Origin of the sequence: Streptomyces sp. NPDC001933 (assembly GCF_042890955.1) — a bacterium.
Classification (GTDB): domain Bacteria; phylum Actinomycetota; class Actinomycetes; order Streptomycetales; family Streptomycetaceae; genus Streptomyces.
Genome location: NZ_JBIASS010000048.1, coordinates 1 through 19,684, shown reverse-complemented (window position 1 = coordinate 19,684; position 19,684 = coordinate 1). Strand labels below are relative to the sequence as shown.

The 19,684-nt window shown below is 68.7% G+C and carries 18 protein-coding genes; 13 read left to right on the top strand and 5 right to left on the bottom strand.

The genetic code is table 11. The annotated features are described in order from the left end of the window. Positions 1-205 precede the first annotated feature (205 nt). Complete coding sequence (locus ACFYY7_RS42905) at positions 206-1,771, top strand: sulfatase (RefSeq protein WP_388671113.1); 1,566 nt, start codon at positions 206-208, stop codon at positions 1,769-1,771. Positions 1,772-1,837: 66 nt separating this feature from the next. After that, positions 1,838-4,093, top strand: coding sequence for a glycoside hydrolase family 3 C-terminal domain-containing protein (locus ACFYY7_RS42900; RefSeq protein WP_388671110.1), 2,256 nt, complete (start codon positions 1,838-1,840; stop codon positions 4,091-4,093). A gap of 37 nt (positions 4,094-4,130) precedes the next feature. Here ACFYY7_RS42900 and ACFYY7_RS42895 read toward each other — a convergent pair whose 3' ends face one another. Together ACFYY7_RS42895 and ACFYY7_RS42890 are read right to left on the bottom strand one after the other, a co-directional pair. Then, positions 4,131-4,853, bottom strand: a complete 723-nt coding sequence (locus tag ACFYY7_RS42895; protein ID WP_388671107.1) for an HNH endonuclease family protein — start codon at positions 4,851-4,853, stop codon at positions 4,131-4,133. Between the two features lie 356 nt (positions 4,854-5,209). Next, positions 5,210-6,034: a DNA ligase gene (locus tag ACFYY7_RS42890; RefSeq protein ID WP_388671104.1), complete on the bottom strand. Its 825-nt coding sequence runs from the start codon at positions 6,032-6,034 to the stop codon at positions 5,210-5,212. A gap of 637 nt (positions 6,035-6,671) precedes the next feature. Between ACFYY7_RS42890 and ureA the strand changes: the two genes are divergently transcribed. The 6 genes from ureA (at position 6,672) to ACFYY7_RS42860 (ending at position 11,874) form a co-directional block, all read left to right on the top strand. Then, positions 6,672-7,058: an urease subunit gamma gene (ureA, locus tag ACFYY7_RS42885; protein ID WP_388671101.1), complete on the top strand. Its 387-nt coding sequence runs from the start codon at positions 6,672-6,674 to the stop codon at positions 7,056-7,058. 182 nt (positions 7,059-7,240) lie between these two features. After that, on the top strand, positions 7,241-7,669 hold the full coding sequence (locus tag ACFYY7_RS42880; protein ID WP_388671098.1) for an urease subunit beta: 429 nt from the start codon (positions 7,241-7,243) through the stop codon (positions 7,667-7,669). Positions 7,670-7,702: 33 nt separating this feature from the next. Then, a complete protein-coding gene (gene ureC, locus ACFYY7_RS42875; protein WP_388671095.1) occupies positions 7,703-9,577 on the top strand; it encodes an urease subunit alpha in 1,875 nt (624 codons plus the stop codon). Positions 9,578-9,585: 8 nt separating this feature from the next. After that, positions 9,586-10,239, top strand: a complete 654-nt coding sequence (locus ACFYY7_RS42870) for an urease accessory protein UreF (RefSeq protein WP_388671092.1) — start codon at positions 9,586-9,588, stop codon at positions 10,237-10,239. Continuing rightward, positions 10,232-11,014 (top strand): urease accessory protein UreG, encoded by a 783-nt coding sequence (ureG, locus tag ACFYY7_RS42865; protein WP_388671089.1) that lies wholly within the window; start codon positions 10,232-10,234, stop codon positions 11,012-11,014. The genes ACFYY7_RS42870 and ureG overlap by 8 nt, the downstream gene beginning before the upstream one ends. Positions 11,015-11,097: 83 nt before the next feature. Then, complete coding sequence (locus ACFYY7_RS42860; protein ID WP_388671086.1) at positions 11,098-11,874, top strand: urease accessory protein UreD; 777 nt, start codon at positions 11,098-11,100, stop codon at positions 11,872-11,874. Between the two features lie 577 nt (positions 11,875-12,451). Here the strand turns inward: ACFYY7_RS42860 and ACFYY7_RS42855 are convergent. The 3 genes from ACFYY7_RS42855 to ACFYY7_RS42845 form a co-directional block, all read right to left on the bottom strand. After that, the gene (locus tag ACFYY7_RS42855; protein ID WP_388671083.1) at positions 12,452-12,628 is read right to left on the bottom strand and encodes a hypothetical protein; all 177 of its coding nucleotides are present in this window, start codon (positions 12,626-12,628) and stop codon (positions 12,452-12,454) included. A 13-nt stretch (positions 12,629-12,641) separates the two neighbouring features. Beyond that, positions 12,642-13,829 (bottom strand): MFS transporter, encoded by a 1,188-nt coding sequence (locus tag ACFYY7_RS42850; protein WP_388671080.1) that lies wholly within the window; start codon positions 13,827-13,829, stop codon positions 12,642-12,644. 61 nt (positions 13,830-13,890) lie between these two features. Further along, the gene (locus tag ACFYY7_RS42845; protein WP_388671077.1) at positions 13,891-14,292 is read right to left on the bottom strand and encodes a heme-binding protein; all 402 of its coding nucleotides are present in this window, start codon (positions 14,290-14,292) and stop codon (positions 13,891-13,893) included. A gap of 135 nt (positions 14,293-14,427) precedes the next feature. On the opposite strand from ACFYY7_RS42845, the gene ACFYY7_RS42840 reads away from it, so the two are divergent. From ACFYY7_RS42840 to ACFYY7_RS42820, 5 genes are all read left to right on the top strand, one after another. Beyond that, a complete protein-coding gene (locus tag ACFYY7_RS42840; protein ID WP_388671074.1) occupies positions 14,428-15,135 on the top strand; it encodes an IclR family transcriptional regulator in 708 nt (235 codons plus the stop codon). 389 nt (positions 15,136-15,524) lie between these two features. Continuing rightward, a complete protein-coding gene (locus tag ACFYY7_RS42835) occupies positions 15,525-15,728 on the top strand; it encodes a hypothetical protein (RefSeq protein ID WP_388671071.1) in 204 nt (67 codons plus the stop codon). Next, positions 15,725-16,900, top strand: a complete 1,176-nt coding sequence (locus tag ACFYY7_RS42830; RefSeq protein ID WP_388671068.1) for a helicase associated domain-containing protein — start codon at positions 15,725-15,727, stop codon at positions 16,898-16,900. The genes ACFYY7_RS42835 and ACFYY7_RS42830 overlap by 4 nt, the downstream gene beginning before the upstream one ends. 123 nt (positions 16,901-17,023) lie before the next feature. Then, on the top strand, positions 17,024-18,052 hold the full coding sequence (locus tag ACFYY7_RS42825; RefSeq protein WP_388671065.1) for an NAD-dependent epimerase/dehydratase family protein: 1,029 nt from the start codon (positions 17,024-17,026) through the stop codon (positions 18,050-18,052). Positions 18,053-18,322: 270 nt separating this feature from the next. After that, entirely contained in the window at positions 18,323-19,414 is a 1,092-nt protein-coding gene (locus ACFYY7_RS42820) for a glutamate--cysteine ligase (RefSeq protein ID WP_388671062.1), read from the top strand. Positions 19,415-19,684: the final 270 nt, after the last annotated feature.

The following is a 19,684-nucleotide window of genomic DNA, read 5'->3' as shown; positions in this document are numbered from 1 at the left end:
GCGGGAACACGGGCTTCCGCTGTGTGCGGAGTCCCTGACGCCGGCCTCGACCACCGCTGCCCGCAGGGACGCCCCCTCCCTGGGGACGCTGTCCGGCTGCGGCCGACCCACCACTCCCTTGACCGACCGCTCCTGTAACCGACCGTTCCTGTAACCATCCGCCGCCCGGGCCCCGCCCTGGAGGCCCTGCCCATCGGAGTTCGCCTTGCGCATCATCTACGTGGACGTGGACACGCTCCGCGCCGACCACACCACCCCCTACGGCTATCACCGTCCGACCACTCCGAACCTCCAGAAGCTCGCCGACAAGTCGGTCGTCTTCGACCGCTACTACTGCTCCGACTCACCGTGCCTGCCCTCCCGGGCCGCGCTGACGAGCGGCCAGTTCGGCATCACCAACGGAGTGATCGGCCACTACGGCGCCGACGCCCAGTTCCGCCTCGAAGCGGGACACGGCCCCGAGCCGGACCGGCCGCTCCTCGGCCAATGGCTCGGCTGGGGCGACCACTACACCGCCTCGATCTCCGTCTTCGCCGAACGCCACCGTGCGTACTTCTTCCACGGCAACTTCCGCGAGTCGATCCGCGCGAGCGCCAACTGGGGCGACGAGGAGGCTCCCGACATCAACGGCGCGGCCATCGACTGGCTGCGCCGGCACAAGGACGAGGAGGACTGGTACCTCCACCTCACTTACTGGGAGCCGCACACCAACTACACCCAGCCCGCCGAGTGGACCGAGAAGATGGCCGCCTCCGGGCCCGTGCAGGCGTGGCCCGACGAGGAGACCATCGCCGCGCACGCCGAGATCTACGGGCCACGCAGCGCCCTGGACCTCCACCACTCGCTGAAGAACCCCCGCGGCACCTCCCCGGTGCCCCACAACATGCCCGACGCGGTCGCCTCACGGGCCGACTTCGAGCACCTGATCAACGGCTTCGACGGAGCCATCAGCTACTGGGACCACTACTTCGGGCAGCTCATGGACACCCTGGAGGAGCTGGGCATCGCCGGCGACACCGCCGTGATCGTCAGCGCCGACCACGGAGAGTCCTTCGGCGAGCTGGGCATGTACGCCGAGCACGGCATGGCCAGCGAACCCGTACACCGGCTCCCCCTCGTCGTCTACTGGCCCGGCCTCACCGACGACCTGCCCGCCGACGCCCGCCGCAACGACACACTCCTCTACAACATCGACCTGGCCCCGACCCTCGCCGAACTCATCGGCCTGGACAAACCCGCCGGATGGCAGGGCACCTCCTTCGCCCCCGCCCTGCGCGGCGAACAGATCGACTCCCGCGAGTACCTGGTCCTCGGCCACGGCGCCATGACGTACCAGCGGGCCGTCCGTACCCGCGACCACCTCTACATCCGCACCTACCACCCAGGCACCTTCCGCACCGAGTGGGAACAGCTCTTCCACCTCGCCGAGGACCCCTACCTCACCCGCAACCTCATCGAAGAGGAGCCGGACCTCGCCGCGCGGATGCGTTCCCATCTCACCGAGTGGTGGAACGAGTACGCAGGCCGGCCCGGCTGCCTGCCCGACCCCATGCAGGCCAACCTCCAGACCGGGCCCATCTACTACAGCCAGCCCGGCCCGTACGCCCAGCACCTCAGGGACACCGGCCGCGCCCACCTGGCCGACCACCTGGAACAGCAACTCGCCACCCTCACCGTGCCGGTCCCCTGGCACGCCCCCCACGAGCCCCGCTCACCGGAGATCCTCCAGAAGTGGCTCGACCACTTCGGACGGCGAGCGGCCGCAACGTGAGGCGCGGGCCCCGGCCCCTTCCTCGCCTTCGTCCCGCTCATCGCGTCCCGACCTCTGGAAGCCCTCATGAACACATCCTCCATATCCTCAGCGTCCTCGGCAGCCGCCCTCTCACTGGCCGAGCAGGCATCGCTCACCTCGGGCGGCAGCCGCTGGACCACGACGCCCGTACGGGACGTGGTCCGGGCGCTGACCCTCTCGGACGGCCCCCACGGCATCCGGCGTCCGGCCGGCGATGCCGCCGAGGCAATCGTCTTGCGCCACAGCCTCCCGGCCACCTGCTTCCCGCCCGCCGTCACCCTCGGCTCCTCCTGGGACTCCGGGCTCGCGCACCGCATCGGCGAGGCCCTGGCACGCGAGGCTTCGGCCCTGGGCGTCGATGTGGTGCTCGGCCCAGGCATCAACATCAAGCGCAGCCCGCTGTGCGGACGGAACTTCGAGTACTTCTCCGAAGATCCGCACATCAGCGGCGTCATGGGAGCGGCTGTGGTCGAGGGAATCCAGTCCGTCGGGGTCGGCGCGTGCGTGAAGCATTTCGCCGCCAACAACCAGGAGACGGATCGCATGCGGGTGAGCGCGGACGTCGACGAACGGACTCTGCGGGAGATCTACCTTCCGGCCTTCGAACACGTCGTCCGTGAGGCGAAGCCGTACACGGTGATGTGCGCGTACAACAAGATCAACGGCGTCCACGCCAGCGAGAACCATTGGCTGCTCACCCAAGTCCTGCGCGAGGAATGGGGCTTCGACGGACTGGTGATGTCCGACTGGGGCGCGGTCACCGACCGAGTGGCCGCGCTCGCTGCCGGGCTCGACCTGGAGATGCCGCCAACTGGTACGGACGAGCAGATCGTGGCGTCGGTCGAGGAAGGATGCCTGGATCCCGTGCACGTCGCCGAGGCGGCCAACCGGGTGCTGCGGCTGCGTGACCGGACCGACCGCGCGCAGCGCTTCGAGGACTGGGATGCCGACGCTCACCACGAACTGGCCCGCGAGGCCGCCCGCGCCTCGGCCGTACTACTCAAGAACGAGGAAGACATCCTGCCCCTCGACCCGACGGCACAGCAGACGATCGCCGTCATCGGCGAGTTCGCCCGCACCCCGCGCTACCAAGGCAACGGCAGCTCACACGTCGTACCCACCCGCGTGGACAACGCCCTCGACGCCCTGACCGCGGCCGTCGGCCCCGCCACCGCCCTCACCTTTGCCGCGGGCTTCACCCTGGACGGCACCCCGGCCCCGGAACTCGCCGAACAGGCCGTCGCGCAGGCCGCTACCGCGGACGTGGCGGTGGTCTTCCTCGGCCTGCCCGATGCCCACGAGTCCGAGGGCTACGACCGTGCAGACATCGACCTGCCCGCCGACCAGATCGAGCTGCTGCGCGAGGTCGCCCAGGTCTGCCCCCGGGTCGCGGTCGTACTCGCCAACGGCGGCACGGTCTCCGTCTCGCAGTGGCTGGCCCACGCCGGCGCGGTGCTGGAGAGCTGGCTGCCGGGCCAGGCCGGCGGCACGGCCCTCGCCGACCTGATCCTCGGCTTCGAAAGCCCGTCGGGACGGCTCACCGAGACGATTCCGCAGCGGCTCGCCGACGTGCCGTCCCACTTGCACTTCCCGGGCCGCGACGGGCACGTCGTCCACGGGGAGGGCCGCTACGTCGGCTACCGCCACTACGACACCGTCGACGTCCCGGTCGCGTACCCCTTCGGTCACGGTCTGACCTACACCACCTTCGCCTACGAGGGCCTGAAAGCCACCGCGACCGGCGACAACCGGTGGACCGTCGAAGCCACCATCACCAACACTGGAAGCCGCTTCGCCCGCGAGGTGGTCCAGCTCTATATCGCCTTCGACGAGCCGCATCCCACCCGCCCGCGCCATGAACTGCGCGGTTTCACCAAGGTCGGCCTTGAACCCGGCGCCTCGGCGAGCGTCCGGTTCGAGCTCACCGGCCGGGACCTGGCGTGGTGGTCCACCTCTCTGGGCGGCTGGGCGATCGACCCCGGCCCGTTCGCTGTCGAGATCGGCGCCTCGTCCCGGGACATCCGCCTGCGGACCGTACTCCACACCGCCGGCGACGGCGCGCTCAACGACCTGGAAGCGACGTCCACCTTCGGCGAATGGCTCAACCACCCCGTCGGTGGGCCGCTCCTACTGAAGGCGCTCGCCCGAGCGAAAGCCCCCTCCCCCGAAAACCTCGCGGCGACCAATCCGACCCTCCTGCGGGCCGCCATGGACGTCCCCTTGGCCAAGTTCACCGGCCTCGGATTCAACGTGACGGCCCAGGACATCAACCACCTCGTCGCGGCCGTACGGTCTCGCTGACGCCGTCTTCCCACCCTCCGCAAATCGACGACGCCCACTACCCCTCGACCAGCGGCCGGAGCACCCGCTCTGCGACGGGGCGAACTCGTACTCGGAGCCGTTTGCGGCCAGTAGAACGGCATCGTCCGTCGTGGTGAGCACGGCGCGGGCGGTGGTCATGCGGACCCACAGGCCCGGGTCTGCCGGGACGCCGCCCACATGGGGCAGGCTCGGAGCCAGCCGTCCCACCGACCGGCCGTCCATCGCGGGTGGCGTGGCGGGCCGGCAGCTGCGGATCGTCCAGCTCGGCCAGAAGCAGCTTGCACAGTGCGCGCACGATGGCGGCCTGCGAGTCGGGGCTGTCCAGCAGGGGCAGGTGGGTGTAGGTGCACCAGTACGACTGCAGCGGCGGCTTCCAGTTGCCGGGGTCCTTGTCGCCCTTCTTCCGGTTGCTGCTGTACGACACCGCGATCAGCTGCGAGTGGATCAGGTCGTTGGCGAAGGCGCGCCGCTCGGGCGTCGACCATTCCGAGGCCCCCGACCGCCAGGCTTCCTTGAGGGGGACGATGTGGTCGATGTCGATGCGGGAGGCGGAGTCGATGGTGAGGCCGTCGTACGCGGAGTACCAGGTGCCGGACTCGGCGCGGCACTGGTCGTCCTGGACGACGTCCTGGCCGTCTCTTTGGAGCGTGACTTCGCGGGTGTCGCAGGTGCCGTACTGGGTGATCCAGTGTGGGAACTTCGCGCGGGAGTAGCCGGGGACGTCGTCCTCGTTGGCCACGACCAGGTCCGTGAGGCTCGCGGGCCTTGTCCGCGTCGGGCGGTTCGGGGAGCTCGCGCAGGGACGGTGCCTGACCGGGGAAGGTCTGACGGGCGGGGGTGTGGGGGCCTGCCGCGGTGGCGGTGGTGGGGGCGGCGGTCAGCGCGAGCCCGGCAAGAGCCGAAACGGCGGTGAGGAGCGCGGTTCGGCGCAGATGACGAGTCATGCCGATCATGCTCCGGCCCAGGCCAACGAAGAATCGTTGCTGCCCGGCAGGTGTCACCCGCGTGGGTAAGAAGTCGTACCGGGCGCCGCAGCCGGGCTCGTGACAGTGCATACGAGGTCGTCCCCTGGCCAGCAGTCAGGCACGGGCACCCTCACCGCATCCGGGTCACGGTGAGGGTGCCGTGCCGGCCGGACCCGGCCAGTACCTCCACGACCAGGTCCGTCTCCACCCGTGTGTACGGCTCGCCCTCCGCCCGCCGCTCCCCCACCACCACCGTGCCGCTCAAGGCCTCACCGACACGAGCCGCGAGGACAGGCTCCAGGCGTGCGGACACCCGGGCCGGCCCGCCCTCGTCCCCCACCGCCAGAACCAGATGGTGCGGCCTGAGCCGCGGGCCGGTGAACCCCAGCACCAGGGCGTCGACCGTGTCCGCGTGCCGAACCTTCAACCACCGGCGCTGACCCGACGGGTAGCCGGCACTGCCGCGTTTGCAGACGATCCCCTCGATGCCCTGCTCGCGCAGGGCGTCGTACCAGAGCACGGCGACGTCCCGGTCGTCGGTCGCCGGCACGGCCTGGACCGGCGGCCCGACGTCGGCGAGGAGATCCAGAGGGAGGGCGCGGCGCTCGGTGTAGGGGCGGCTTCGGCAGTCGTCGATCTGCGGGTCCGGGTGCTGCAGAACATCCCAGCAGACGTACGACGCCGGATACCGGGCCGCCAGAGCGCGGGCCCGGGTCGTGGATGATGCGGCCCGTGACTGCGCGGCCGCGAAGTCGAGCCGGCTGTCCCGCCAGATCACGGCCTCGCCGTCCAGAACCGTGCCGGGGCGCAGTGTCATGCCGGCGACGGCCAGGTCCATCCAGTGCTGAGTGACGACTCTGCCGGACCGGGCGTACAGCACGACGGTCTCCTCTGTACGGCGCAGCACTGTTCTGTGGCCGTCGTTCTCCAGACTTTGCTGTGTCTCATGAGACACATGTGCGGCGCCGCCACTTTCGTCGACAAGGCCACTTCAGTTCAGGGCCGCAGCCATCCATCAGTGTGACGGCGCGTGACGCGGGTGGGCCTGACAGGAGCCTGTCTGGCAATGCGGTTCTGATTGCCTTTGTCCATTGCCTGTGAGGCCTCGGATCTCGTACGACGATCGGCTGCGCGACTCAGTACTTGTTGGCACGATTCCCGTTGCGACGAGCGGTAGTTTCGGCTAAGCGTTCGTATTTGCATCCGTTCGGGGGTGGCCATGCGGATATGCGGCAGTATGTTGGTCCTTGGCACGATGATCGACTGCGGCGCGGGGTGGTTCCGCTGATGAACCGGTGAAGCCGCATCGCACTGCCGACTCATGTTCGTCCCTGAATCCGGGAAATCCGCAGGTGTAGTCCACGCGCACGCGTGTGCCTGCTCGTTCACATGGCGGGTGCCTGGCGCGGTGCTGCTCGGGTTCGCAGGGTGCTTATCGCAAAGGCGCCGCGTGTCTGCAGGGGGATTGGCTGACAGGACGTACCTGCCGAGTTCGGTGGATGTGTCCGGGCGGTCGGGCGTGGGCCGGGGACGCACGGTGCCGTTGTCCCTACTTGGGGCTGGGGCACTTTTACCACCGAAGAGGAGCGCGGATGCACCTGATTCCCTCAGAGCAGGAGAAGTTGCTGCTGAGCGTGGCCGGGATGCTGGCCAGTTATCGCAAGGAGCGTGGCATCAAGCTGAACTATCCCGAGGCGGTGGCGTACATCAGTTGCTGGGTCATTGAGGAGGCGCGGGCGGGCAACTACACCGTCGACCAGATGATGAGCGATGCCGACGTTCCTCTGGATGAGCGGAAGGGTGACACCCAGGGCCGGGGCGAGAGCGTTCTGACGACTGATGACGTCATGGAGGGTGTGCCCGAGATGCTCGACATCCTCCAGGTCGAGGCGACCTTCCCTGATGGGCGCAAGCTTGTCACCCTCTACGACCCGATCCGCGCGCCGAAGGCCGCCCCGCTGCCCGCTCCTATTCGCTGAGGTCGAATTCCATGCCCTACTTCCAGCCGCTGGCCGCGAAGCCTGTGGTGACCATGCCGGTCGCGTGTCCGGGGACTTGCCCCTGTCTTGCGGACGATCCCTGTCAAAATCCGGAACCCGTACCGCCCTCTGCCCTGGACCCGAGCCGGTCCCATGACTTCTCCCAGTACAACGTGGGAGGAGTGTGGGTCAGGGACCCGGCCGCGGTACATGTGCTCAACTCGCAAAGCGACAAGGCCATTGTCTACGTGGTCAATGTGGGTGACCGCGACATCCAGATCGGTTCGCACTTCCATCTGGCCGACGTCAACGAGGACCTGCTGTTCTTCACCGACCTGGAGACCGCCACCGAGGCGGAGAGCGTTCTGACCGATCCTCAACGCGTGCGGCCCGAGCAGATCGCCGCGGCCCGGGCGTTGGCGTACGACCGGTCGAAGATGCCGGGGCAGGCCCCTTGGGGGTACCGCCTGGACATCGCTCCGGGGGACTCGATGCGGTTCAGCCCCGAGAACGCGCCCAGCGAGGCGATCGAGGCCGTGCCGATCGGCGGACGGCGCCGTGTTCCGGGCCTGCGGAAGGACAAGCGGGCCGACGACGTCGCTCTTGGCTGACCGGGCCCTCGTACATCCAGCTGGAGGAATGCAATGGCGAACATCACCCGCGCGCAGTACGCGAAGTCCTACGGCCCGACCGTGGGCGACCAGGTCCGCCTGGGCGACACCAGTCTCTGGATCGAGGTCACCGAGGACCTGACGTTCGGGGGTGACGAGGCAATCTTCGGCGGCGGGAAGACCATCCGCGAGTCGATGCTGCAGGGGACGACCACAAGCGCGGAGGGCGCCCCCGACACCGTGATCACCAATGTGATCATTCTCGATGTCGGACCTGCTCTGGAGCGGGGGAACACCCATTCCGTCGTGCGGGCCGACGTGGGGATCAGGGGCGGGAAGGTCGTCGCGGTCGGCAAGGCCGGGAACAGTGATGTCATGGACGGGGTCACGCCGGGGCTGGAGATCGGTCCTTCCACGGACGTGATCTCCGGCGAGGGCAAGATCCTCACCGCCGGAGCCGTCGACACGCATGTGCACTACATCTCCCCCTCTGCGGTGACGGAGGCCCTGTCCACCGGGACCACCACGCTGATCGGCGGCGGCGTGGGTCCCTCGGAGGGGTCCAAGGCGACCACGGTGACGCCCGGGCCGCAGCACCTGGTGAACCTGCACCGCAGCTTCGACGACCTGCCGGTCAACGTGATGCTGCTGGGCAAGGGCAACACCGTCAGCAAGGACGGTCTGGACGAGCAGGCGCTCGCGGGGGCCGGCGGCTACAAGATCCATGAGGACTGGGGGGCCACCCCGGCAGCGCTGGACGCCGCGCTGCGGGCCGGGGAGGAGTGGGGTCTGCAGGTCACCCTGCACGCCGACTCCCTGAACGAGTCCGGCTTCATCGAGACCACCCTCGGCGCGATCGGCGGACGCGGAGTTCATGTCTTCCACGCCGAGGGCGCCGGTGGCGGGCACGCCCCCGACATCCTGAAGGTGGCGGCGGAGCAGAACGTCCTGCCCGCGTCGACGAACCCCACGCTGCCGTACACCGTGAACACGGTCGCCGAGCACATCGACATGCTGGCCTCCGCCCACCACCTCGATCTGAGCAACAAGAACGACCAGGCGTTCGCCGACTCCCGGATCCGCTCCACGACCATGTTCGCCGAGGACGTGCTGCACGACATGGGTGCCATGTCCATCACCTCCTCCGACGCGCAGGCCATGGGCCGTATCGGGGAGGTCGTGACCCGCACCTGGCAGGTCGCCCATGTCATGAAGGAGTGGAGCCACAAGACCTTCAAGGACGCGAACTTCTTCTATGGGGCCGACCGGGGGCAGGGGGACAACGCCCGTGCGCTGCGGTACGTGGCCAAGTACACGATCAACCCCGCCCTCGCCCACGGCATCGACGCGTACGTCGGTTCGGTGCAGACGGGCAAGCTGGCCGATCTCGTGCTGTGGGACCCGCGGTTCTTCGCCGTACGCCCGGAGGTGGTCATCAAGGGCGGTGCCATGGTCGTCGGCAACCTCGGTGATCCCAACGGTTCGGTGTCGACCCCCCAGCCGACCTTCCTGCGCCCCGCGATGGCCGACGCGATCGCCTGCCGGCTGTCGTACTCGTTCGTCTCCGAGAAGGTACTCAACCCGCCCTCCGGCACCGACCCGTACAGCACGGTGAGAGGCAATGGCGTGTTCAAGGACTCCTTGCAGGACACCCTCGGTCTGCGGCGTGAACTGCGGGGCGCGAAGCCCGTCAAGGACGTCGGGAAGGCGGACATGGTCTTCAACGACGGGCGGTTCGGCATCGACATCGACCCGGCCACGTTCAAGATCGCGGTGGAAATCCCGGGAGTCGACCCGTCGGAGGGACACAGCCTCACCCGGCACAAGAGCCTCAACGGATACTGGTATCTCGACCAGCCGAAACCGCCCAGGAGCCTGCCGCTCACCCAACGGTACCTGCTGTTCTGAGGCGCCCGGTGACCACTTCTCCGCTCCTGCTCGCCCTGCTGGGCGATGCCCGGCTTCCCTCCGGGGGACATACACAGTCCGCCGGACTGGAGCCGGCGTTACGGGCCGGCACGACACCCGCCGAGGTGCCCGCGTACCTGCGCTCCCGTCTTCGCACCGTCACCCGTGTGGAGGCGGGCACCGCCGTCGTCGCGCGTGCGGTCGCGGCGAACGGCGGTGACCTGGCCGAGGTCGAGGCCGCATGGGCCGCCCGGACCCCCAGCCCGGCGCTGCGGGCGAACGGGAGGCGCCTGGGGCGCGGGTACCTGCGAGTTCTGCAAGCGCTCTGGCCCGGCCCCGTCGACGTCGGCGCACGCACCTGGTCCCGCCCGGTCGTCCTCGGTCTGCTCGCGCACCGCGCCGCAATGGACCCCGCCGACGTGGCCCGTCTCGTCGGGTACGACGACGCCCAGACCGTGACCGCGGCCCTGCTCAAGCTCGAACCGCAGGACCCGCTGACCATCGCGGCGTGGGTGAACGAACTCCTCCCGGACATCGACGAGATGGCCGACCGGGTCGCCCTTCTCCGCCTCCCGGAACAGATCCCCGCCCACGGCGCACCCCTCATCGAGCGCTGGGCCGAGACCCACGACACCACCACAGAGAGGCTCTTCAGTGCCTGAGAACGCCACCGCCCCCACCCGTGCCCTGCGCCTGGGCGTCGCCGGACCCGTCGGCACCGGCAAGAGCTCGCTCATCGCGACACTGTGCCAGGCGCTCTCCGGGGAACTGCGCCTGGGCGTCATCACCAACGACATCTACACCGACGAGGACGCGCGCTTCCTCAAGAGCGCCGGAGTCCTGGACCCCGAACGCATCCGCCCGGTGGAGACGGGCGCGTGCCCCCACACGGCAATCCGTGACGACGTGACGGCCAACCTGCTGGCGGCCGAAGACCTGGAGGCCGACTTCGGCCCCCTGGACCTGGTCATCATCGAGTCCGGCGGCGACAACCTCACCGCGACCTTCTCCCCGGCCCTGGTGGACGCCCAACTGTTCGTCCTGGACGTCGCCGGCGGCGGTGACGTCGTCCGCAAGGGCGGACCCGGCATCGCCCGCGCCGACCTGCTCGTGATCAACAAGACCGACCTGGGCGTGCATGTGGGCGTGGACGTCGAACGCATGACGCGCGAAGGGCGCGAAGCACGGCAGGGTTCCCCGGTGGTCGCACTGTCCCGGCACGACGAGGCGTCCGTCCGGCTGCTCACCGGATGGGTCCGCGACACCCTCGCCCACTACCGCACCGGCGAGCACACCCCCGTCGACCCCGGCCCCATGGCCCCGCACTTCCACACAGCCCGGGACGGCGAGGAACCCCACCCGCACACCCATGCCAACGGCACCACCCACTCGCACGACCACACCCTCGCCCCCGCGCGTGCGGGACATCGCGCGTGACCGGACCGACCCGCCTGAGCGTCACTCCCACAGGGAGCCGCTGCCGCGTCCACCACACGACCGGGCATCTCACGGTGCGGATCATGGATCAGGACGCCCGCGGCGCCCGGGTGGGCCTGCTCGCCACCCAGGCGCTGCTGCTGTCCGGCGATGCCGTCCGCATCGACGTGGAGGTCGCTGACGGCGCGTGGCTGGACGTTGTCGAGACGACCGGCACTGTCGCGTACGAAGGCGATGCACCGTCGTCCTGGACGGTCGACGCCACGGTGGGCGACGGGGCGGTGCTCACCTGGGCGGGCAAGCCATTCGTGGTCTCGGACGGGATCGCCACCCACCGGGACACCCGGATCCGGCTGCACGGCACCGGCAGGATCCTGATCCAGGAGAAGATCGTCCTGGGCCGCGCCGGCCAGACGGGCGGGGACCTGACCATGTCCCTGAACGCGACCGACGACACCGGACCGGTACAGGTGGAACACCTCGACCTGACCAGGCAGACCCGTAGCATGCCGGGCGTCCTCGGAAACCTGCGTTCCATGGACACGGTCACCGCCCTGGGCTGGTCACCCGAACCGCCCGGCGAGCCGGAAGCCGGCACCACCGGGCCCGGCGAGACGTACTTCCCTCTGGACCGGACCGGGGCCGTACTGCGCTGGATCGGAATCGGCCGATTCCGCGACCGGCTGTGCGACCCCACCTTCGCCACCTGGTGCGAGGAAGCCATGCGCGGCCACCAGTACCAGGACCATCGCACTACACGGCAACTGAGCCACCCAGAAGCAGCCGGGCGAAGGACTGTGCCAACGCCGACCGGCTCCCCTTCGTCGTCACCGGCGCTCGTAGGCCAGAAGCACCTGTAGGTCTGCCCTCGTCTTCGATGCGGCTGACGGCCGGGACCAGGATGCAGGAGCGGGCCCCGCCTGTTCCGGCCGAGGCCCGCGCCAGGCCCCGGCAGCCGGGCACATACCGCTCGTCCAGCCGCTTGAAGCACAGGCCATCGGTGCCGGCGCCATTCCAACCCAGCCACTCCCGCGCGAACCCCAGATCGGTTGCCCGACGGGCACAGCGTCAGCGGATCCGTCAGTCGGTGCCTGTCGCACAGCTGCTCCAGTGCGGCGCGGCAGCGCTCGTACGGCCACCCAGTCAGGTCCGTGTCGCCCCTGTGGAGCAGGTCGAAGCCCACGAAGTATGCCAGCCGCTGCCGGGCGGCGGCCGCGGCACGGGCACCGCGCGCGGCAGCACGGGCCCTGGAGCCGCTCGAACGCCAGGCACACTTCCGCTGCTGCTCTGGAGGAGGCCGCCTGGGGCACCAGGGGCTGGTCGCGGGAGAGCGGGGTCATAGACAGTCGTTGGTGACGTCCCAGCAGGTCTCTTCCGGGAAGGGGTCCTCGCTCTGTGACAGAGAGGGCGGCGGGAGCCGCGCAGGCCTCCGCCGACCTACTGGATCACATGACGCGGGTGCTGGGCGAAGACCACCCCCACGCGCGGGTGGTTCGACACAGCCTCGACCACTGGCGGAAGGAAGCGGAGAGGACGCCGGACGCCCATCTCGCCGAAGTCGATGGCGTACGACTTGGTGTCGCGGCCGTTCTCCGCCTGCTGCCCAGGAGCCAAGGCGTCCGCTGCCCTATGTGACGGGGCCGAGTGCTTCGCTCGGCGTGTGGCGACGCGTGCTGCGGGCGGCGATGCCAGCCGTGGCTAGGAGCGCTACAGCCGCGAAGGCGACGGCCACCCAGGGGGTGCGGGCTGGGTCGCCGTGCTCAAGGGCGAGACCGCCGCTGAAGGAGGCAGCCGCGATGCCGGCGTTGAAGGCGGCGATGTTCAGGCCACTGGCGGCCTTCTCTGCCCCCGGGCCGTGGGAGGAGGCGAGGCTGACGGCGTGAGTTTGCACTGCCGGGGAGATCAGGAAGGCGAAAACGCCCCACGCGGCGATGTTGACGGCGACAGCGATCGGGTGGTTCTGCGTCAGCAGCAGCGCTGCCAGGGATGCCGCCAGTCCGGTTAGGGCCACGCGGATGACGGCTACGGCTCCGAGGCGGTCGGTCAGACGTCCGCCGAGCAGATTCCCGGCCACGGTGGCGGCGCCGAACAGCACCAGAATCCAGGTGATCGCTCCCGGTGTGTATCCAGCGTGCTTGGCGAGCAGGGGTTCGAGGTAGGTGAAGACGGCGAAGGTCGCACCGAAGCCGAGCGCAGTCACGCCGTAGGTCAGCGCAAGCGGCTGGTGAGCCAGAAGTGCGAGTTGCTCGCGTAGCCGCACCCCCTGTCCCCGGGGAATGGAGGGAATCATCACCCATACAGCGATCGCGGCCAGCAGGCCGAGCGCGGCAACGAGGGTGAAGGTGGACCGCCATCCGATGGCGGTGCCGATGGCGGTGCCGGCGGGGACGCCGATGACCATGGCCACGGTAAGGCCGAGGAACATCAAGGAGATCGCCTGACCGGCCTTCTCCTTGGGAACGAGCGAGGCGGCAACGGGGGCGCCGAGGGCGAAGACGGTGCCGTGGGCTGCACCGGCGATGATGCGGCCCGCCATCAGGCCCGCCAGGTTGAGGGAGACGGCGACCGCGAGGTTTCCGAGGGCGAACAGTGTCATGAGGCCGGTGAGCATCGTGCGGGAGTCGTAGCGGCTCAGCCAGCTTGTCAGCAGCGGTGAGCCCACGGTGATGGCCAGGGCATAGAAGGTCACCAGCATGCCGGCGGTGGCAATGTCCACGTGGACGTCCGCGGCGATGGCCGGGAGCAGGCCGACGAGGACGAACTCGCTGATGCCGATAGCGAAAGCGGCGAGGGTGAGGGAGAGCAGACGAGGCATTGCAAGCTTCCTTGTCGAGCGAGGGCGGCCGACGGGCGCAGGCCCCGTCGGCCGGGGGCAGTCAGCTGAGGGCGGCGGCGCCGAGTCGGGCGAGTTCCTCATCCATCTCGACCGTGGCTCCGGCAACCCCGACTGCGCCGAGCGTCTGACTGGCATCGCGCAGCAGCACGCCACCGCCGAAGCTGATAAGGCCGCCGTTGGTGTGCTCCAAGGTGTAAATCGCTCCGCCTGGCCGGGCCCCCTCACCCAGTGCTGCGCTGTCCGTTCCGAACAGTGCAGCGGTGCGGGCCTTCTTGATACTCACGTCGATCGGCCCGACTAGGGCGTCATCCATCCGGCGGAAGGCCACCAGATGGCCGCTCGCGTCGACGACCGCGATGTTGACAGCGAACCCCCGGTCCCGGGCCGCTGCCGTGACCGCATCCAGAACCTGCTGCGCCGACTCCATCATCAATTCCTCCATGCTGAACTTCTCGGGGCAACCACTGCCCCTCATGCGACTATGTGGAACACCCTCTACAGTAGGAAGTGATTCCCTATTGTCAAATCTGAGCAGTAGAATCCAAGAGAAGTTCCATAATGATGAAATGAGGTAGAGATGATCCAGTCGGTGCAGCGCGCTTTCCAGTTGCTGGAAACCATTGCCGCCGCCCCCCGTGGAGCCCGGCTCAGCGACATCGCCGATGCCGCAGGACTGAACCGCAGCACCACCCACAATCTGCTGGCGACGCTGCAAGACCTCGGGTATGTCAGCCAGCCGTCTCGCGGCAGCGTCTACACCCTCACCGACGGCCTCACCGAACTCGCGCGGGGCGCCTCAGCCACTGACGACCTGCTGCGCGAGCATCTCCACCCGACCCTGAAAAAAATCACTCAAGACACCGGGGAAACCTGCTACCTGGCCGTCCCGGCGAGCGGCAACTACCTGTGCCTCGACAGCGTCGAAGCACAGGCTCCGCTGCGGCTGACCATCCCGGTGGGCGGCCGTGAACCCTTGCTCGGCACCGCCATCGGCCACGCACTCCTGACCGGCCGCCCCGACCTGTGCCAGCGCCTCGCATCCGACCAGCCCGCAGCATGGAAGGCATCCGCCGACATCGTGGAACAGGCCCGCATCGACGGCTACGCGCTGGATACGGGCGCTTTCCATGCCGACATCTCCTGCGCCGCAGTCCCCGTCTGGGAGAACGACAGGGCGCGCGCCGCCATCGGCGTCGCCGGACCCACCACACGACTGCCTGAGGAGCGCCTGCACCAGATCGCCGCCCTCATTCGCAACACCATCAACGACACTCACCGCACGTGAGATGGAGTTCGGTGGGAGCCCTCACTCCCCTGACCAGGTAGTCCTCGCCCAGTGACCAGCTAATCCTCACGACTTGTCCAACACCAGCGCCCGGCCATCAACGCTCAACACCCCATGAAACAAACCGATTCAACCCAGTCCACAGCATCCAAGACCGGACACCGAACCGAGAACCACCCCAGACAAAGAAGCGAAGACTCCCAGTGAAGGTGCTGGGGGAAGGGGTGGATACGGCGGAGTGCGACGCGGTGCTTTTCGCGGACGCGCATGGGTCGATGGTCGACATCGTGCAAATGGTCGGACGGGCCCTACGGACCCGTCCCGGGCGGGGAAAACTCGCGACACTGATCGTGCCGGTATTCCTCGGACCGGGCGAAAGCGGTGATGAAATGGTGACGTCGGACGCCTACAAGACCCTCTCGAAGGTCCTCGGGGCCCTGCGGGCGCACGACACGGACACCATCGAGGCACTGGCCGACCCTAGCGTCCGCAGCGGCCGGGAGGACACCGACGGCCTGGACCAGGAGCACTACGGCGTGGACGCCGTGGACGTCCTGGAGGACGGGGACGGGGACGGGCGGGGGTGCGGGTGAGCGGGGCGGCGGCCGGGGTGCTGCGGTTCAGCGAGGAACGCGACCCCGCCGTGCTGGCCGAGTTCGTGCGGCTGCGGGTCATCGACCCGGAGGGCGCCTACTGGCGGCGCGAGACCGGGAACACCGTGCTGCGGGTGCCGTACACGCTCGTCACACCGGAGGGCTGGGGCGGGGTCGGCGGGTATCCGCTCGGGCAGTGGACCGCCGACCAGCGACGCGCCTACACGGCCGGGACGCTGGAAGCTGGACGGGGGGCCGAGCTGGAGAAGCTCGGGATGGTGTGGTCGGAGCAGGACGCGGCCTGGGCGGACGGGCTCGCCATCGCCAAGCAGTACGCCGCCGCCCACGGCCACTTCCTCCCCCCGACCACCACAACGTGGGAAGGGCACCCGATCGGGGTATGGGCGAAGAACGCGAGGGCGGCGGCGCGCAGGGCGCGGGAGAACGAGGAGCTCCGGGCGGCCGGCCGGGCCGTGCCCTCGGCGGCCGGTGCGATGACCGAGTCCCGGCAGGACGAGCTGGACGCGATCGATCCGGGGTGGTGCCCTGCCTGGGACACGGCGTGGCAGCGCTACTACCGGCTCGCCCACAACCACGTCCAGGCCGGCGGCACCCTCCCCACGGTCGACGGCGACGTCGTCGTCCAGGGCGAGGACCTCGGCCGCTGGGTGAACGCGCAGCGGTTCGGGTGGGAGCAGCTGCTGCCCGTACAGCAGTGGATCCTGGAAAACACCCTCAAGGTCACACCAGCCGGGGAAGAGGAGCGGCCGGTGAAGCGGACGCAGGACACCATGTGGGCCCTCAACCTCACCGCAGCACGGCAGTTCCACGCCCGTGAGGGACACCTGAAAGTCCCCCGCAAGCACGCCGAGCAGCTGGAGACGGAGGACACGCTGTCAGGCCGTCAGGGCGGCGCTGACGGGCCCATGGTGGTCAAGCTCGGCACCTGGCTCGACAACGGGCTTGGGAGTAGCCCGTCCAGGAGCGCATATCCAGAGAGGCACTGCAGCAGGGAGGAGCGACCCGATGCGTGCGCTCACCTGTCGGGGACGAGCGTGACACGCATAGAGACCCCGTGGTCAACTTCGTCACCCTCCGTCCCCGCTGTCCGCGGTCGGGCGGCCCACGGCATGGCATGCGCACTGTTCTTGGGCAAGGAGAGGGCGGAATGATCAAGAAATGCTGTCGGCTGTTGCGGCCGCCGCGGCGCTCACTGTGCGCAACGCCTCATCGCGCTCAGCGCCTGCGGTGTCGCTGAGCACTCTGGGCCCCTTCGAGAAGGGAAAGGAATGACGATGAGCACACATGAGAGCTTGCGGATTGTGGTGACAGGGGCCACAGGCAATGTGGGGACCAGTGTGGTCAAGGCCCTGTCCGAGGACCCGGACGTAGCGTCCGTTCTGGGCCTCGCCCGCCGACTGCCGAAGCTGTCGATCCCGGGAGTGGCATGGGGCACGGTGGACCTCTCCCGGGACGACAGCCCCGGCGCCCTGGACAAGCACCTGGCCGGCGCGGACGCCGTCATTCACCTGGCCTGGCGATTCCAGCCCACTCGTGACCCTGTAGTCACCTGGCAGAGCAATGTTCTGGGGTCGATTCGGGTCTTCGAGGCCACAGCGAGGGCAAGAGTGCCGGTGCTGGTACACGCCTCCTCGGTGGGCGCCTACTCTCCCGGCACGAAGGACGAACCGGGGGTGGACGAGGAATGGCCCACTCACGGGTGGCCGGATGCCGCCTACTGCCGGGAGAAGTCCTATCTGGAGCGTGTGCTGGACACGTTCGAGTTGCGACACCCGGGGATCCGGGTGGTCAGGATGCGGCCCGGTTTCCTGTTCAAGGAACAGGCCGCCAGCGAGCAACGTCGAATCTTCGCGGGCCGCTATGTCCCCGGTGCCCTGCTGCGCCCCGACCTCCTCCCCTTCGTTCCTGATCTGGAAGGGCTGCGTTTCCAGATCCTCCATAGCGATGACGCGGCGCAGGCCTACCGGGCGGCCGTGGCCACTGACGTTCAAGGTGCGTTCAACCTGGCGGCGGAGCCGGTCATCGACGCGCAACAACTCGGCGACCTCCTGGACGCCAAGGTGGTACGTGTTCCAGCGACACTGATGCGGAGCGCTCTGACTGCTGCGTGGCACGCCCGCGCGGTCCCCGCTTCGCCACATCTCTTCGACGCAGTGTTGCGACTGCCGGTCCTCGACTGCAGCCGGGCGCACGATGTGCTGGGGTGGCAGCCGACCAGAACAGCGCAGGAAGCACTGTCGTCGTTTCTGAGGGGGGTACGTCGCGGCACAAGTGACCGGGAGGGGAAGTGGGCCCCCGGCTGACCCCATGTAACTGCCTTCAGTTACCCCCGGGTTTTTCCTCCAGGGGGCCGAGCGAATGGAACGCATTCTGGTCAAGGCCAGGGTGGAACAGCCCGGCGGACCACGGCTCTTCTGAGTCGGTTTGTCGTGGCGGTCTGACTCTGCGGCAGCAGCCGAGTACACCAAACAGAGTGCGACGCATACCGTCGCCGCCGCGCCCGGTCTCGCAGCAAAGCGGCACCGAGCGACGGCACATGACAAGCGTCTGAGGGCGGCTGCTGGGAGGATGTGATGGTGCGGACCGTTGGTGTGGAGGAGGAACTGCTGCTCGTCGATGCACAGAGCGGCGAGCCACGGGCGCTTTCGACGGCCGTGCTGGCCGTCGCGGAACGCCGCTCGGAGGGAGATTCGGCCTTCGAGCCGGAGCTCCATCATCAGCAACTTGAATTCGCCACCGAACCGCGCAGTGACATGCGCGAACTTGCGGACGAGATTCGCCGCTGGCGCGCCGAGGCCGCGGAGAGTGCGGCCCGGGCGGGGGCAGCTGTGGTGGCCCTTGCGACCGCTCCCCTGCCGGTCAGTCCTTCGGTTGGTGAGGGGGAGCGGTACAGATGGCTGGCTGACAGGTTCGGCCAGACCACGCAGGAACAGCTCACGTGCGGATGCCACGTGCACGTTTCGGTGGCATCGGACGAGGAGGGCGTGGGTGTGCTGGACCGCGTGCGCACCTGGTTGCCAGTTCTGCTGGCGCTGAGCTCCAACTCGCCGTTCTGGCAGGGCCGAGACACCACGTACAGCAGTTACCGGAGCAGGGTATGGGGGCGCTGGCCCTCCGCCGGACCTGTCGAGATCTTCGGCTCCGCGGAGCATTACCACGAACAGGTCCAGGCACTCATCGACACGGGAGTCCTGCGGGACGAAGGAATGATCTACTTCGACGCGCGGCTGTCGCACCGGTACCCAACAGTCGAGATCCGAGTGGCGGACGTGTGCCTGGACCCGGCCGACACCGTCCTGCTTGCCACGCTCGTCCGCGGCCTCGTCGAGACCGCAGCACGCGAATGGCGCGTCGGCGAACCGCCGGACCCGGCGGGAGTCAGTGTCCTGCGTATCGCTGCCTGGCAGGCCAGCAGGTCGGGACTGGAAGGGCAACTGCTCCACCCGCGCACCATGCGCCCCGAGCCCGCAGCTGATGTCATCGCAGCCCTGCTCACGCACGTTCGAGGTGCCCTGGAGGACAGCCACGACTTCGCTTCGGCTGAGCAAGCGCTCATGGACGTACTGGAACGGGGGACCGGGGCACAGACGCAGCGGGAACTGCTCGCTCGCACCGGAAGTCTCCGTGACGCAGTGGCCGAGTGCGTGTCCAGGACACTTGGCTGACCTCGGTGCCCCTTCCCCTTGCTCCCTCATCAGGTAGCCTCCGCGTTTGCCGAGAATCAGCCTCGGTCTTGTCGGTGGTTCGAGCCTCGGGGTGGCAGCGTGTTCGTGCGTTCTGCCTCGTGGCCGGCCGGCTGGGAGCAGGGGCGCCATCGGACAACTCGCCGGCACGCCCGGCTACTGACTTCGGCTCGTCAGGGTGAACTTTCCCGAAGTCTCTGATGGGCTTGGTGTGGTGGCTGTATTCGATGGTGTGTGAGGTATTCGGATGGG

Excerpts from the sequence above, each read along its gene's own strand:
- ACFYY7_RS42900 (WP_388671110.1), top strand. The coding sequence starts at position 1,838 with ATGAACACATCCTCCATATCCTCAGCGTCCTCGGCAGCCGCCCTCTCA.
- ACFYY7_RS42850 (WP_388671080.1), bottom strand. The coding sequence starts at position 13,829 with ATGCCTCGTCTGCTCTCCCTCACCCTCGCCGCTTTCGCTATCGGCATC.
- ACFYY7_RS42835 (WP_388671071.1), top strand. The coding sequence starts at position 15,525 with ATGGTGACGTCGGACGCCTACAAGACCCTCTCGAAGGTCCTCGGGGCC.
- ureA (WP_388671101.1), top strand. The coding sequence starts at position 6,672 with ATGCACCTGATTCCCTCAGAGCAGGAGAAGTTGCTGCTGAGCGTGGCC.
- ACFYY7_RS42860 (WP_388671086.1), top strand. The coding sequence starts at position 11,098 with ATGGATCAGGACGCCCGCGGCGCCCGGGTGGGCCTGCTCGCCACCCAG.
- ACFYY7_RS42825 (WP_388671065.1), top strand. The coding sequence starts at position 17,024 with ATGAGCACACATGAGAGCTTGCGGATTGTGGTGACAGGGGCCACAGGC.
- ureC (WP_388671095.1), top strand. The coding sequence starts at position 7,703 with ATGGCGAACATCACCCGCGCGCAGTACGCGAAGTCCTACGGCCCGACC.
- ACFYY7_RS42845 (WP_388671077.1), bottom strand. The coding sequence starts at position 14,292 with ATGGAGGAATTGATGATGGAGTCGGCGCAGCAGGTTCTGGATGCGGTC.
- ACFYY7_RS42820 (WP_388671062.1), top strand. The coding sequence starts at position 18,323 with ATGGTGCGGACCGTTGGTGTGGAGGAGGAACTGCTGCTCGTCGATGCA.
- ACFYY7_RS42840 (WP_388671074.1), top strand. The coding sequence starts at position 14,428 with ATGATCCAGTCGGTGCAGCGCGCTTTCCAGTTGCTGGAAACCATTGCC.